At 50.8% G+C, this 12,586-nt stretch carries 14 protein-coding genes; 6 read left to right on the plus strand and 8 right to left on the minus strand.

What is annotated here, in order from left to right:
- Window positions 1-103: 103 nt before the first annotated feature.
- The 3 genes from Hfont_RS04225 to Hfont_RS04235 form a co-directional block, all read right to left on the minus strand.
- Window positions 104-1,411, minus strand: a complete 1,308-nt coding sequence (locus Hfont_RS04225) for a TolC family outer membrane protein (RefSeq protein WP_112990946.1) — start codon at window positions 1,409-1,411, stop codon at window positions 104-106.
- A gap of 64 nt (window positions 1,412-1,475) precedes the next feature.
- Window positions 1,476-1,799, minus strand: coding sequence for a rhodanese-like domain-containing protein (locus Hfont_RS04230; RefSeq protein WP_112990947.1), 324 nt, complete (start codon window positions 1,797-1,799; stop codon window positions 1,476-1,478).
- 7 nt (window positions 1,800-1,806) lie between these two features.
- Window positions 1,807-2,472 carry a protein-L-isoaspartate O-methyltransferase family protein gene (locus Hfont_RS04235; protein WP_112990948.1) on the minus strand — a complete coding sequence of 222 codons (666 nt, stop codon included), beginning with the start codon at window positions 2,470-2,472 and terminating at the stop codon, window positions 1,807-1,809.
- Between the two features lie 342 nt (window positions 2,473-2,814).
- Between Hfont_RS04235 and Hfont_RS04240 the strand changes: the two genes are divergently transcribed.
- The 3 genes from Hfont_RS04240 to recQ all read left to right on the plus strand — a co-directional run bounded on the left by Hfont_RS04240 (window position 2,815) and on the right by recQ (window position 6,013).
- The gene (locus Hfont_RS04240) at window positions 2,815-3,078 is read left to right on the plus strand and encodes a YkgJ family cysteine cluster protein (RefSeq protein WP_112990949.1); all 264 of its coding nucleotides are present in this window, start codon (window positions 2,815-2,817) and stop codon (window positions 3,076-3,078) included.
- A gap of 265 nt (window positions 3,079-3,343) precedes the next feature.
- On the plus strand, window positions 3,344-4,177 hold the full coding sequence (locus Hfont_RS04245) for an undecaprenyl-diphosphate phosphatase (protein WP_112990950.1): 834 nt from the start codon (window positions 3,344-3,346) through the stop codon (window positions 4,175-4,177).
- A gap of 12 nt (window positions 4,178-4,189) precedes the next feature.
- A complete protein-coding gene (recQ, locus tag Hfont_RS04250; RefSeq protein ID WP_181666433.1) occupies window positions 4,190-6,013 on the plus strand; it encodes a DNA helicase RecQ in 1,824 nt (607 codons plus the stop codon).
- A gap of 100 nt (window positions 6,014-6,113) precedes the next feature.
- Here recQ and trmB read toward each other — a convergent pair whose 3' ends face one another.
- Window positions 6,114-6,830 carry a tRNA (guanosine(46)-N7)-methyltransferase TrmB gene (trmB, locus tag Hfont_RS04255; protein WP_112990952.1) on the minus strand — a complete coding sequence of 239 codons (717 nt, stop codon included), beginning with the start codon at window positions 6,828-6,830 and terminating at the stop codon, window positions 6,114-6,116.
- 210 nt (window positions 6,831-7,040) lie between these two features.
- Here trmB and Hfont_RS04260 point away from each other — a divergent pair, with 210 nt between their 5' ends.
- Both Hfont_RS04260 and Hfont_RS04265 read left to right on the plus strand, forming a co-directional pair.
- A complete protein-coding gene (locus tag Hfont_RS04260; protein WP_112990953.1) occupies window positions 7,041-7,496 on the plus strand; it encodes a MarR family winged helix-turn-helix transcriptional regulator in 456 nt (151 codons plus the stop codon).
- A 155-nt stretch (window positions 7,497-7,651) separates the two neighbouring features.
- Window positions 7,652-8,077: an organic hydroperoxide resistance protein gene (locus tag Hfont_RS04265; RefSeq protein WP_112990954.1), complete on the plus strand. Its 426-nt coding sequence runs from the start codon at window positions 7,652-7,654 to the stop codon at window positions 8,075-8,077.
- 95 nt (window positions 8,078-8,172) lie between these two features.
- Here Hfont_RS04265 and Hfont_RS04270 read toward each other — a convergent pair whose 3' ends face one another.
- Window positions 8,173-9,240, minus strand: a complete 1,068-nt coding sequence (locus Hfont_RS04270; protein WP_112990955.1) for a M29 family metallopeptidase — start codon at window positions 9,238-9,240, stop codon at window positions 8,173-8,175.
- Window positions 9,241-9,361: 121 nt separating this feature from the next.
- Window positions 9,362-9,997 (minus strand): SRPBCC family protein, encoded by a 636-nt coding sequence (locus tag Hfont_RS04275; protein ID WP_112990956.1) that lies wholly within the window; start codon window positions 9,995-9,997, stop codon window positions 9,362-9,364.
- Between the two features lie 151 nt (window positions 9,998-10,148).
- Here Hfont_RS04275 and Hfont_RS04280 point away from each other — a divergent pair, with 151 nt between their 5' ends.
- Window positions 10,149-10,877, plus strand: a complete 729-nt coding sequence (locus tag Hfont_RS04280) for a YceI family protein (RefSeq protein WP_112990957.1) — start codon at window positions 10,149-10,151, stop codon at window positions 10,875-10,877.
- A gap of 15 nt (window positions 10,878-10,892) precedes the next feature.
- Here the strand turns inward: Hfont_RS04280 and Hfont_RS04285 are convergent, their stop codons facing one another.
- Both Hfont_RS04285 and Hfont_RS04290 read right to left on the minus strand, forming a co-directional pair.
- Entirely contained in the window at window positions 10,893-11,834 is a 942-nt protein-coding gene (locus tag Hfont_RS04285; RefSeq protein ID WP_112990958.1) for a sensor domain-containing diguanylate cyclase, read from the minus strand.
- 250 nt (window positions 11,835-12,084) lie between these two features.
- Complete coding sequence (locus tag Hfont_RS04290) at window positions 12,085-12,561, minus strand: hypothetical protein (RefSeq protein WP_338322766.1); 477 nt, start codon at window positions 12,559-12,561, stop codon at window positions 12,085-12,087.
- Between the last annotated feature and the right edge of the window lie 25 nt (window positions 12,562-12,586).

Below are 12,586 nucleotides of genomic sequence, written 5' to 3' on the forward strand. Positions count from 1 at the left end.
GAAGGTAGCTTTTGAACTAAAGCTTTTTTATGCAGCGCTTGCGGCAGTACTCGCATTGAAATGCTGAAGTCGTATTTTTCTGCCGTCAACTCTGAAGAAAAAATCAAGGCTGCGCTGGTTCCACCAATATCGTGTTGATCTGCACCAGATCTTTTTCCTGCAAACTGCCGGCAGCAGATTTGAGGCGCAGGCTGTTCATGACGGTGTCATAACGTGTTTTCGCCAGATCGCGCTGCGTCTGATACAACTGTTGCTGCGCATTCAACACATCGATGTTGATGCGTACGCCGACTTGATAGCCGAGGCGATTCGATTCCAGCGATGACAGACTCGATATCTCGGCGGCTTTCAAGGCCTTCACCTGCGCCAATCCACTATTTACACCGAGATACGATTGTCGTGCATTTAGTGCGGCGGTACGGCGTGACGATTCCAGATCGGAGCGGGCCTTGTCTTCCAGTGCGATCGATTGCCGCACCTGACTGGTCACTGCGAAGCCGCTGAAAAGTGGAATCGCCCATTGCACGCCGACCGTATTGGTGGTGCCGGTGCTGGTTTGTCCAAGCACGGTATTGCGCTGATTGGTATTGCTGCGACTTGCCACCAGATCGACGGTTGGATAATGTCCGGCGCGATTGCGCGTGATGTCACGCTTGGCGATTTCCAGCGCGAGCTGTTTGCTGATGACATCGTAATTCTGTTCTTCTGCGCTACTGACCCATGGTGCGATCTGTGCCGGCTCCGGCTGTTTCAAATCAACGTCTTTACGCAAGATCGCCAGATTCTCAGGCGGCTTGCCTATGATTTGCTGCAGAGCGGTGCGCTTGATGTCGATATCATTTTGCGCGGCAAATTCCTGTGCGACGACCAAGTCGTAACGCGATTGCGCTTCATGCGTATCGGTGATGGTTGCGGTGCCGACTTCAAAATTACGTTTGGCCGATGCCAGTTGTTCACTGATCGCGACTTTTTGCGCCTGTAATGCAGTCAGCGCATCTTGCGCTGTCAATACATCGAAGTAGGCTTGCGCCACGCGCAGAATCAAATCCTGCTGCACGCTTGCAAATGCGGCTTCACTGGCGGCAACTGATAACTTGCTTTGTTCGTAGGTTTGCCATGCCGCGATGTCGAACAATGGTTGTGACAAGGACAGCGTGTAGCCATGCGAGGTCGTATCCGGAAGATCTTCGCGCGTGATTTTTTGCTTCGAGCCGCTCAAACCTATCAGAGGCAATAGATTGGCGCGCCCTTGTACCGAAGCTTCCTGTCCCGCGCTCAGATTGGCACGTGCACTGGCATAAACCGCGTCGTTGGCAAGGGCATCCTGATAAACCTGCAGCAGGTTTACTGCATGTACTTGCAGCGTTAGAAAAGCACCGGTGATCAACGTGACTAGCTTGGCATTGCGCATTGCATTCCCGGGCAGATGAAGTCTATGGTTCTGGAGGTTGGTGCGAGTGGAGAATACTGGGAAATTAATAAGTCGGCATCGCGGGATCGACTTGCTGCGCCCAAGCGTGGATGCCACCGGTCAAATTCGTCACCTGGCCGAAACCATTGCTTTCCAAAAAACTGGCGACGCGCATACTACGTGCGCCGTGATGGCAAATGCAAACGATGGCGGCGTTCCTGTCTAACTGTTCCAGCTGGGCAGGAATCGTATTCATCGGCATAGAGACCGAACCGTTGATCTGGCAAGTCTGATATTCCCAAGGTTCACGCACGTCCAGCAGAACGGGCATTTTACCTGGGGATTCTGCAAGCAGCGTTGCCAGTTCGGGTGCGGTCAAGTGTTGCATGATTTCCTTAGAATTTGAAGTGCGATGGTGCCACTGCATTACGCAATGGTTTGACTATCGTTTCAAACAGGTTGACCGTGCTGTAGCTGATGTCGGATGTGCGGGTGATGATTTGTGCAGTCATGACCGGTGAATTGCCGGTGATGACGAACATGCGACCGCCGACTTTGATCTGTGCCAGCAATGCGTCAGGCACAACAGGCAGGGAGCCCGATACGACGATGACGTCGTAAGGCGAGTTGGCTTGATTTGCGCCATTAAAGCCTTGTGCTGCATCGCCTTGTACGACGTCGACGTTGCTGACGCCGTAGTCGGCCAGATTTTTTTCTGCCAGTGCTTTCAGTTCAGGCTCGATCTCGACGGTCGTGACGTGACGTGCCTTGTAAGCCAGCAGTGCTGCCATATAGCCGGAGCCGGCGCCGATCTCCAAAACGTTTTCATGCTTCTTGACAGCCAGTTCCTGCAAAATGCGCGCTTCCAGTTTTGGTGTCAGCATGTTTTCGCCGTGCGGCAGCGGGATTTCGCTATCGGCAAAGGCCAGCGCGCGGTAGGCGAGCGGTACAAATGCTTCACGCTTCACGATGACCAGCAATTCGAGGACGTCCAGATCGAGCACATCCCAAGGGCGAATTTGCTGCTCGATCATGAGGAAACGGGCTTTTTCAATGTTCATTTTGTCGACTCTAGGTAGCTAAATAAGAAAACCAGCATTTTATCAAATGATAGGCACTGTGCCGCGCAAAAGCACAGCCGGGCTGAATCGGGCAAAAACCATTCCGGGGAGGGTGATGTCACGACGCGAATCTGTTTGATTTGCCGGCAAAAACGTAGTTTTGCGGCTTTCGTAATGTAAGCGTCCACCTGCGCAGCGTCAAGCGCTGTGCGGTGCAATCACCTGTAAAATCGCGCCTTTGACGGAAGTACGTGGCAAACCGCGCTACAGTTCCTTGATATGTTGAACGAATTGCAGGATGGATAACTAATGATCAATGCCGATCGAAAGCTCAGTTAAAGCATGTCTGACTTGAATTGCCGCTCAGATTGCGGTGCTTGTTGCACTGCGCCGTCGATTTCATCGGCGATTCCCGGTATGCCGCATGGCAAGCCGGCGGGCGTTCGTTGCGTGCAATTGGCGGACGATTATCGTTGCCGCATATTCGGCCAACCGGAACGTCCGGCAGTCTGCAGCAGTTTGCGGCCACAACTGGAAATGTGCGGCGCGACGCGCAATGATGCGATGATTTATTTGATGACTTTGGAACGATTAACCGCTGCTTAAGTCGTAACAATGTCGCATGCATACGATTGGATTTCACTGCGGAAGTAGCTGCCAGTTCCGGCAAAATCGAAACAGCAACGAGCCTCGTCGTGGTAACCTTTGATCCTTGCAAAATGCTGCTTGAAGTAATCGCCGCAAGGTGCGCGCGAGTTTTAGGGCCGCTATGCAGATGCACCAGAACCGATAGAACTGTCGACTACGTTGTAACCCGTACGGCGTCATAACCGGCGGGTTTTTTATTACCCTTTTCTAGTTTATATATTCCATGGATCCAGTTCTCGCGCTCAAAGCCATCATCATGGGCATCGTCGAAGGTTTGACGGAATTCCTGCCTATTTCATCCACTGGACATTTGATACTCGCCGGCAGTTTGCTGGATTTCACCGGACCCAAGGTCAAGGTGTTTGAGATCGCGATTCAAACCGGCGCCATGCTGGCTGTGTGTTGGGAATATCGCGTCAGGATCGCTGCAGTATTAAGCGGACTTTCTAGCGATCGCCGCTCGCAGAAATTTACATTGAATATTGTCGTGGCATTTTTACCGGCTGCACTGTTGGGCCTGGTATTCGCCAAGGCGATCAAGGAAAAATTGTTCGCACCGGTGCCGGTCGCGATGGCATTTATTATTGGCGGCTTCATTATTCTGTGGATAGAACGTCGCAATCGAAATAGCGCAGTCGCGGAACGTGTGCAAACGGTGGACGATATGAGTTTGCTGGATGCATTCAAGGTTGGATGTGCACAGGCGTTTGCCTTGATCCCGGGTACCAGTCGTTCGGGCGCCAGCATCATAGGCGGCATGTTCTTTGGCTTGTCGCGCAAGGCAGCGACAGAGTTTTCATTCTTTCTGGCGATTCCAACCTTGATGGGTGCGACGGTTTATTCCGTCTACAAAGATCGTGCCTTGCTGTCGATGGCTGATATCCCGCTGTTTGGTTTGGGTGGCTTTGCAGCTTTTGTTTCTGCCTTCCTGTGCATGCGCTGGTTGCTGCGTTATATCAGCACGCATGATTTCACTTACTTTGCATACTACCGCATCGTGTTCGGCCTGTTCGTTTTGCTGAGTGCGCATTACGGCTGGGTTGTGTGGGCAGATTAAGTTGAATTCATGATGCCGCAGGATGATCTGGGCGCGCAGGCGCTGCACGTACTGGAATCTGTTTTTGGTTACTCGTCGTTTCGCGGCGAGCAGGCCGAGATCGTCGATCTGGTGTCGCGCGGTGGCGATGCGCTGGTCCTGATGCCTACCGGCGGCGGCAAGTCGTTGTGTTATCAAATTCCTTCCCTGTTGCGTGATGGCGTTGGTGTCGTCATTTCACCGTTGATCGCCTTGATGCAGGATCAGGTTGATGCATTGGCTGAAATTGGCGTACGCGCGGCTTTCCTGAATTCCACCCAGACCTTTGAAGAGTCCTCGCGTATTGAGCGTCGCTTGCGTAGCGGCGATCTCGATCTGGTGTATGTCGCGCCTGAACGCTTGATGACGCCGCGTTGCCTGGATATGCTGGAGGCAAGCAAGATCGCCTTGTTCGCGATTGATGAGGCGCATTGCGTGTCGCAATGGGGCCATGATTTCCGTCCCGAATATATCCGGCTGTCGGTGCTGCACGAGCGTTTTCCCAACGTACCGCGCATTGCGCTGACCGCAACTGCGGATCATCAGACCCGTGAAGAAATTGCGCACCGTTTGCAGCTCGATGATGCGCGGATGTTCGTTTCGTCCTTCGACAGGCCTAACATTCGTTACCAGATAGTCGAGAAAGCCAACGGCCGCAAGCAGGTGCTGGATTTTATCGAAAGTGAACATGCGGGCGATGCCGGTATCGTCTATTGCCTGTCGCGCAAGAAGGTTGAAGAGACTGCAGAATTTTTGTGTGAAAACGGTATCAATGCCCTGCCGTATCACGCCGGGATGGACTTCGCGATACGCAGCAAAAATCAGGCGCGCTTCCTGCGGGAAGAAAGCATAGTGATGGTCGCGACCATAGCGTTCGGCATGGGTATCGATAAACCGGACGTGCGTTTTGTCGCGCATCTGGATTTACCGAAAAGCATAGAAGGCTATTACCAGGAAACCGGTAGGGCCGGCCGTGATGGTGGCGCCGCCAATGCATGGATGGCTTATGGTTTGCAGGATGTGGTGCAACAGCGCCGCATGATAGACGAATCGGAAGCCGACGAAACCTTCAAGCGTGTGCAGGGTGTCAAGCTCGATGCGATGCTGGGTTTGTGCGAAACCCTGTATTGCCGTCGTCAGCGATTGTTGACGTATTTCGGCCAGCCGTCAGCGCCTTGTGGCAATTGCGACACCTGTCTTAATCCGCCACGTTCTTTCGATGCGACGGTCGCCGTGCAGAAATTGTTATCGACAATTTATCGTGTTGATCAACGCTTTGGCGCGATGCATGTGCTGGACGTATTGCGCGGAGTCGATTCCGACAAGATCAAGCAATGGGGGCACGAACAGGTTTCCACTTTCGGCATCGGCTCGGATCGTAGCGAAGCGGAATGGCGTGCGATCTTGCGGCAATCAATCGCTCTGGGTTTGGTGACTGTCGACCATGAAGCATATAGCGCACTGAAACTGACCGATGCTGCGCGCCCGGTGTTGAAGGGTGGTGAGAAAGTACAATTGCGCGAGTATCAAAAACCAGTCAAATCGAAACGCTCGACCAGCAAGCCGAAAGGTTTTGTTGAAACTGATTTGTCGACGGAAGAACAGGCAATTTTCGAGAAGCTGCGCTGGTGGCGTATGGAAACAGCACGCACGCACAATGTGCCGGCCTACGTCATTTTCCATGATGCAACGATGCGCGATATCGCCAAGGCGCAACCTGCGTCACTGGATGATTTGCGTGGTGTCAGCGGTGTAGGCGAGAAAAAGCTGGAAACCTATGGCGCGGCGATCGTCGCGCTGATTGCAGAGCTGGATTAACACTAGTATCGATATGAACGCATCGGTGCAGCGCCATAAATAAATTTTCAATCAGGATGCGCGGCAGGCGCTGTGCATCCTTCACATTCAGTATTTGATTCTAGATTTTTTCGAATACCAGATCCCACACACCGTGGCCCAGTTTCAAACCGCGATTCTCAAACTTTGTAACCGGCCGATAATCAGGGCGTGGCGCATAGCCATCAGCCGTATTGCGCAAGGTCGATTCCGCACCTAACACTTCCAGCATTTGCTCTGCATATTCCTGCCAGTCGGTGGCGCAGTGAATATAGCCGCCTTTTTTGATGCGAGATGAAAGCAGGGAAACCAATGGTGATTGAATCAGGCGACGCTTGTTGTGACGCGCCTTGTGCCACGGATCGGGAAAAAATACGTGCACGCCTGCCAGTGCTTCTGGCGCAATCATATTGGTCAGCACTTCAAATGCATCGTGCTGGATGACGCGCAGATTTTTTAAGTCCTGTTCTCCTATCTGTTTGAGCAAACTACCGACGCCCGGATTATGGACTTCTACGCCGATGAAGTTTTTTTCAGGCATGCCGGCGGCAATTTTCGCCGTTGTTTCGCCCATGCCAAAACCGATTTCAAAAATTGTCGGTGCGCTACGCTCAAATGCCTGATCGATATCCAGCTGTGACTTTTCGTAGGGGATAAAAAACTTTGGCCCCAGCTCTTCAATTGCACGACCTTGCGCGGTCGACAGACGGCCGGCGCGCGTAACAAAACTGCGTATGCGATGGTCGGTCGGATCGTAAAAAAGAGGTTTTTTGGCGTCGTCGGATGCGTGATCGGTCATGCTGAATGTCTTATATGCTGGAGATTAAATGCGGGTATTGCCAAGAATGCAAAAGGAGAGTCCTGGTGAATAGCGCTTGCGGGCGTATTGTACCGCGCGACATGCAATCCAAGCGCATTGCCGGGCACTTGGAGAGGGCAAAACACTTGAAGCTAAAATTATTTTAAAAATAGCTTGCAATTAAATAGTGCGCTATATATTATTCTTTCCATGAAATCGAAACCAAGCAAAACCGACCTTGCTCCGCGGCTGGATAACCAGCTTTGTTTTGCGCTGTATTCGACATCGCTGGCAATGAGCAAGGTGTATCGCAAGTTGCTGCCGAAACTGGGGCTTACCTATTCGCAGTATCTGGTGATGATGGTGCTGTGGGAGCAGAACGAGTTGACGGTGTCGGATATTGGCGAGCGTCTGTTTCTGGATTCTGCAACCTTGACGCCATTGCTTAAACGGATGGAAGCGGCTGAACTGATTACGCGTGTACGTGCAGTCAACGATGAGCGTCAGGTCATTATTACGCTGACCAAAAGTGGCGATGCTTTGAGAGTCAAGGCAGCGGAATTGCAAAATGAAGTGTTTTGCGCGACTGAATGCAATCTGGATGAAGTGATAGCAATGAAAGAGCAGTTGATTGCCTTGCGTAGCAAGCTGGCAAACAACGCATAAATGATTTGTTGGTGGTAGGGTGTAATAATTATTTTTGGAAATTGCATTTAAGTAGTGCGCTATTTAATAGTTGTCTATATTAATCCGGTAAGGCGGCGAGCCGGTCAAATCAAATCGCTGAATTTTTAAATGAATCAACCTTCAGGAGAATTACCATGTCGATCGAAAAAGTCCTTTACCGCGCTCAAGCAACTGCAACTGGTGGTCGTGACGGCCGTGCTGTGTCATCCGATGGCGTACTAGATGTCAAACTCGGTACACCTAAAGAACTGGGCGGTGCCGGTGGCGCAGTCACCAATCCTGAGCAATTGTTTGCTGCAGGTTATTCAGCCTGCTTTTTGGGTGCGATGAAATTTGTATCGGCTCGCGAAAAAATCGCCTTTCCGCAAGATGCAAATGTGCAGGGCAATGTCGGCATCGGTCAAATTCCAACCGGCTTTGGCATCGAAGTCGAATTGAAAATTTCTCTGCCTGGCCTTGATCGTGCAGCAGCCGAGGCGTTGATAGAAAAAGCGCACATCGTTTGCCCATACTCGAATGCGACACGCGGCAATATCGATGTCACTTTGACTTTGGTCTGATCAGTTAAGCAGCAAATAAAAAAGCGAATTTGCGGATGCAGGTTCGCTTTTTTTTTATGGGCTTTGCGTAATGATCTTTACGCATGCCTACTTGTTTATCCGACTTGCCAGGCACCGTTGCTGTAGACAAGATCATCGTCGAGATAAACGGCTTCGGTGACCGCAAAGACGTCAACGTGATAGCGCGCAGTCGCGCGTTTGATTTGGGGTTTGTTGTAGACGCCGTGTTTGGCGCCGAGCGAAAGATGGATACCGCACATGCGTTCGTAAGTACCGATATCGCAAACCGTCCGTGTCTGCGAAAAAGCGCGGTTCATGCCAAAACCAAGTTCGCGTAACCAGACTTCGCCTTCGTCAGCACGAATATTAGCGATCACTTGATCGAATTCAGGAGTGGAATCGATGACATCCGTCACGCGTCCTTTTTCGATTACCAGGGTGATCGGTTTTTCTGGTTGATTGACTTGAAATGCGGTGTCGCCAAAAACAAAGATACGTACGCGACCGTTCACTGCTTCCAGGTCTTGCGCTTCAGTGAAGACTTCCCCTATCGGGAATTGTCCGCCTACATTTGTCATCTCGCTGTAGTCGCCGATATTCAATTTTGCGGATTCAAACGGTGAGCCAAACACCAGGCGTTCACCACCGCTGTCGACTACGCCAAAGCGCGCACTATCAATGCGCGCTTTCAGCGCACGGCCAACGCCGCGATAGTAGGTCGGGTCGTAGGCCAGCGATGCTATGTAATGCAGCGCTTGCGATCCTGTCATGCGGGATAAATGCGGATGTTCTATTACCTTGAGCGAACGTTTGAAGAGTTCTATCCGTATCCGAAAAGCCTCAAGGCGGAAGTTTGTCGATTGAATCAGCACCACCAGATCATTCGCAGCTAGCTCGGCAAAGGCGGCGAGTATCGCGTCAGCCGATACCGTATCGAAATCGATGAAGGTCGCCGTCGGCAGACAACGTTTATACGCTTCAGTCAATGCAAGTGCTAGTTCGCAGCGGGTATCGAATACGATGATTGCCGCGTGTGGCGCTTGGTATTCGATGGCCAGTGCAAGAACGTCGCGCAGATGGTTTTCTGCTGCGACTATGGCATCCTCATGGATTGCGCTGAGAATGAGTGCTGCGGGTATTTCTTGTGGTATGAGGGAAGTCATCAAGTTCAGGTATTGAGAAGTAGCCTCTGCCACGGTACAAGACGAAGTCTTCACGATCGTACAGTGTGCTACTGAAGCAGCATTTTAAACGATGATGGAGATGAAACTGCCTGCATGGAAATCAGTGAAGAATCGTTTCTTGATCCAGCGGCGAAGTGGGAGTCGCCAACGCAGCGCGTCGTTCGATTTCATCCACCATGCCCAGAAACTGTTCCGAAATATTCTTGCGCATCAGATCGGTAGCAAGAAAACCCGGTACGGCCACACCTGGCTCTATCGTTCCAGACCAGCGCAATGCGTAGTGATCGTCAGCTATCTTTTCGATTTCATAGTGACCTTCCAGCCGTTTGAGATTGCCTTTCAGCAGGCGAGCCTGAATGGTGGAGAAAGGATGTTCAGTCACCTCTACCGTAACGTCTATCGGAAAATGAAAAAACCACAGATGTGCGTAGCCTGATTGTTCGACAACAGCGACCTTGCCTTGCCGTTCTATCAGCCGGCTTTTGTTCATGCCGGGGATGAATTGCTCCAAGTGGTTGTAATCAGTCAAGGTATTCCATATCAGAGCCAGCGGTGCCTTGACCGTGGTGCGTACGCTGACTTGTACGGCATCCCCATATCGCGTGGCTTCAACAGAAAATTGACTTCTTGCATTGGTTTCGTTGGCCGCATGCGCATAGCTTGCTGTGCCCATATGTGCCAGCAGAAGGATGGATAAAATCCAGGCTGCTACAAGATGTGGTTTACCGTCCGTCATATATTCATCTTTAGCTAAAGGAGGGCGGAATGGCAAAAAATGTATTCGGCTATATTACGTCAAGGTATAAAAGATGGCGGGAGCAAGCTGGTGCAATGCGTATCGATGTTGAAGACATTGTTGTGTAGACAAAGTGCTGACTGGAAAGAAAATGAAAAAAAGCAAATTTCAACAGGCTTATACTGTTGGCTTGCTCGCTATATGCGCAACTTTGCTTGTCTCGTGCGCACCGCAGGCGCGCTTGCATAAGCCTGAAAAAAGCACGGAGCCTGTTGCGGCCTTTGCTGAGGGTGATTACTTGCAGGCGGAAGCGCAGGGAAAAAAGATATTCCGCGTCAATTCGCAGCAATCCTTGCTAGTGCTTGAGGTTCGCCGTGCCGGCGCATTTGCGCGATTCGGCCACGATCACGTGGTAGCCAGCCATGATGTAACTGGCTTCGTGTCGCTGGATGATGGCAGGGCAGACCTGTCGGTGCCGCTGGAAAAACTCGTTATTGATGAAGCTGCTTTACGCGCTGAGGCTGGATTTACGACGCAGCCTACTCAGGATGATATCGAGGGCACGCGACGTAATATGCTGAACAAGGTGCTGGACGCAGCGCAGTTTCCGCTTGCGCTGATTCATATTGAGCGCAAGAGTACAGAAAGTGCGTTGGCTGTAACGATCAACTTGCACGGTATTAGCCGCTCGTTTGATGTTCCTGTCGAGATGCAGGCAACAGATGAGAGTTTGCTTGTCAGCGGAAAAATGCACTTTAACCAATCCGATTTTGGCATAGTGCCGTTTGCGATCTTGAATGGCGCAATCCAGGTGCAGGACAGGCTGGACTTGCGCTTTCGTATTGTTGCCGACAAGTTTAAGAATAAGTTTGAGAAATAAGTTTGAGAAGGAGCCTTAGTTGCCGTTGGCAATACAATTTCTGCCGCGCTGCTTGGCTTGATACAAGCGCTTGTCGACTTCTTCGATGAATCTGATTGGATCGTCTTTATCCGTTGGAATGATGGTGCCGACGCCGAGGCTGACGGTGACCATGGGAATCACCTCTGATTTTTCATGCGGAATTCTTTCCTTGCAAATCAATGTGCGGCATCGCTCGGCAATATTGATCGCATTCAGTTCATCAGTTTCGGGCAACACCAGTATGAATTCTTCACCGCCAAAACGGGCAAAAAAATCACGCGATTGTCGGGTTGCCGAACTCAAAATATTCGCCACACGTTTCAGGCAATCGTCGCCTTGAATATGGCCATAGTGGTCGTTGTATTGTTTGAAGTAATCAATATCCAGCAAGATGACGGAAAGCGGCTGATGATTGAGTTTGGCATTGGCCCATTCCGCTGCCATGATGGAATCGAACATGCGTCTATTGGCGACGCCGGTCAAACCATCCTTGAAGGAAAGCGCTTCGAGTTCTTTTTGCAGGTCTATTAATTTAGCTTCGGTTTTTTTACGCTCGCTGATATCGAACATGAATCCGATTAGCGCTTCGACTTCGCCGTCCTGATCGCGGACGACATGGACGACATCCCGTATCCATACATAATTGCCATCTTTGGTTAGTGCACGATAATCCGCTTCGTGATCGGTGCCGGCCTTGGATTGCGACACGCAAAAATTAACTACCCATTCGCGGTCTTCCGGGTGCATTCTTTCTGCCCAATCCTGCGCACTGACCCAACTTTCCGGCGTCCAGCCCAGCAAGCCTTCAATTTGCGGACCGATATAGGCGAAGGTCATGCTTTTCCAGTCTATCTTCCACGGAATGGCTCTCGTTGATTCCAGCAGCGTTTTGTAAACGGCGCTGTCGGTTGCCAATTTTTTTGCAATGTCGGTCATCTTGTGTAGCTTCAAATCTGGTGTTGGAAACAGCGCGGCAATATCTACTTTTGCTTGAGTAGTTTGTGCTTATCAGCAACTTTATCATGTGGGTGCAGTTTTTTCCTTTCTTTGTCGAGAGAAGATTGACATCAGGAATGGAAAACGCCCGCATACCAATAAGGTAGTGCGGGCGAAATTGCAGCAGCCTGAATAACTAACAGAGCAGCATGCTGATAAAAGACAGGATCAACCTGTCGATTACGTCAGATTATTTTGCAGTCGATGCTTTTACATCAGCAGCGGCTTCTGCTTTTTTCTCTGTGGTGTTGGCATGTGCTTTTGCTTTTTTATGTTCTGCTTTAGCGTGTGCTTTTTCTTTCGATGCGTCTGCTTTTGCATCGACCTTGGCTGCGGATGCATCTGCTTTTGCATCAACTTTGGTTTCTGATTTTTCAGCTTTTGCTACTGATTTTTCAGCCTTGACTTCAGCTTTTACAGTGGCAGGTGCAGAGGCTTTGACCTCAGCTTTTACAGCAGCAGGTGCAGGGCTTGTAACTGGAGCAGGCGCTTGTGCAAAAGCGACGGAGGCAAACAGACCAGCAACCAGGGTAGCGATTAATTTGTTCATTGTTGTGCTCTCTCTATAGTACTTAAAAAAGTGCGGATCGTTCGTAATCCGTACTACCTTTAACGCCAGCCTGAAGATGTGGTTGACGATAATTTGTGTTGTTACACTTTGTTTCATCTGGGTGATTCGGTAGACATCCTGC

This window comes from Herminiimonas fonticola (assembly GCF_003293745.1).
Taxonomy (GTDB): domain Bacteria; phylum Pseudomonadota; class Gammaproteobacteria; order Burkholderiales; family Burkholderiaceae_D; genus Oxalicibacterium; species Oxalicibacterium fonticola.

Excerpts from the sequence above, each read along its gene's own strand:
- Hfont_RS04225 (WP_112990946.1), bottom strand. The coding sequence starts at position 1,411 with ATGCGCAATGCCAAGCTAGTCACGTTGATCACCGGTGCTTTTCTAACG.
- Hfont_RS04230 (WP_112990947.1), bottom strand. The coding sequence starts at position 1,799 with ATGCAACACTTGACCGCACCCGAACTGGCAACGCTGCTTGCAGAATCC.
- Hfont_RS04235 (WP_112990948.1), bottom strand. The coding sequence starts at position 2,472 with ATGAACATTGAAAAAGCCCGTTTCCTCATGATCGAGCAGCAAATTCGC.
- Hfont_RS04240 (WP_112990949.1), top strand. The coding sequence starts at position 2,815 with ATGTCTGACTTGAATTGCCGCTCAGATTGCGGTGCTTGTTGCACTGCG.
- Hfont_RS04245 (WP_112990950.1), top strand. The coding sequence starts at position 3,344 with ATGGATCCAGTTCTCGCGCTCAAAGCCATCATCATGGGCATCGTCGAA.
- recQ (WP_181666433.1), top strand. The coding sequence starts at position 4,190 with ATGCCGCAGGATGATCTGGGCGCGCAGGCGCTGCACGTACTGGAATCT.
- trmB (WP_112990952.1), bottom strand. The coding sequence starts at position 6,830 with ATGACCGATCACGCATCCGACGACGCCAAAAAACCTCTTTTTTACGAT.
- Hfont_RS04260 (WP_112990953.1), top strand. The coding sequence starts at position 7,041 with ATGAAATCGAAACCAAGCAAAACCGACCTTGCTCCGCGGCTGGATAAC.
- Hfont_RS04265 (WP_112990954.1), top strand. The coding sequence starts at position 7,652 with ATGTCGATCGAAAAAGTCCTTTACCGCGCTCAAGCAACTGCAACTGGT.
- Hfont_RS04270 (WP_112990955.1), bottom strand. The coding sequence starts at position 9,240 with ATGACTTCCCTCATACCACAAGAAATACCCGCAGCACTCATTCTCAGC.
- Hfont_RS04275 (WP_112990956.1), bottom strand. The coding sequence starts at position 9,997 with ATGACGGACGGTAAACCACATCTTGTAGCAGCCTGGATTTTATCCATC.
- Hfont_RS04280 (WP_112990957.1), top strand. The coding sequence starts at position 10,149 with ATGAAAAAAAGCAAATTTCAACAGGCTTATACTGTTGGCTTGCTCGCT.
- Hfont_RS04285 (WP_112990958.1), bottom strand. The coding sequence starts at position 11,834 with ATGACCGACATTGCAAAAAAATTGGCAACCGACAGCGCCGTTTACAAA.
- Hfont_RS04290 (WP_338322766.1), bottom strand. The coding sequence starts at position 12,561 with ATGAAACAAAGTGTAACAACACAAATTATCGTCAACCACATCTTCAGG.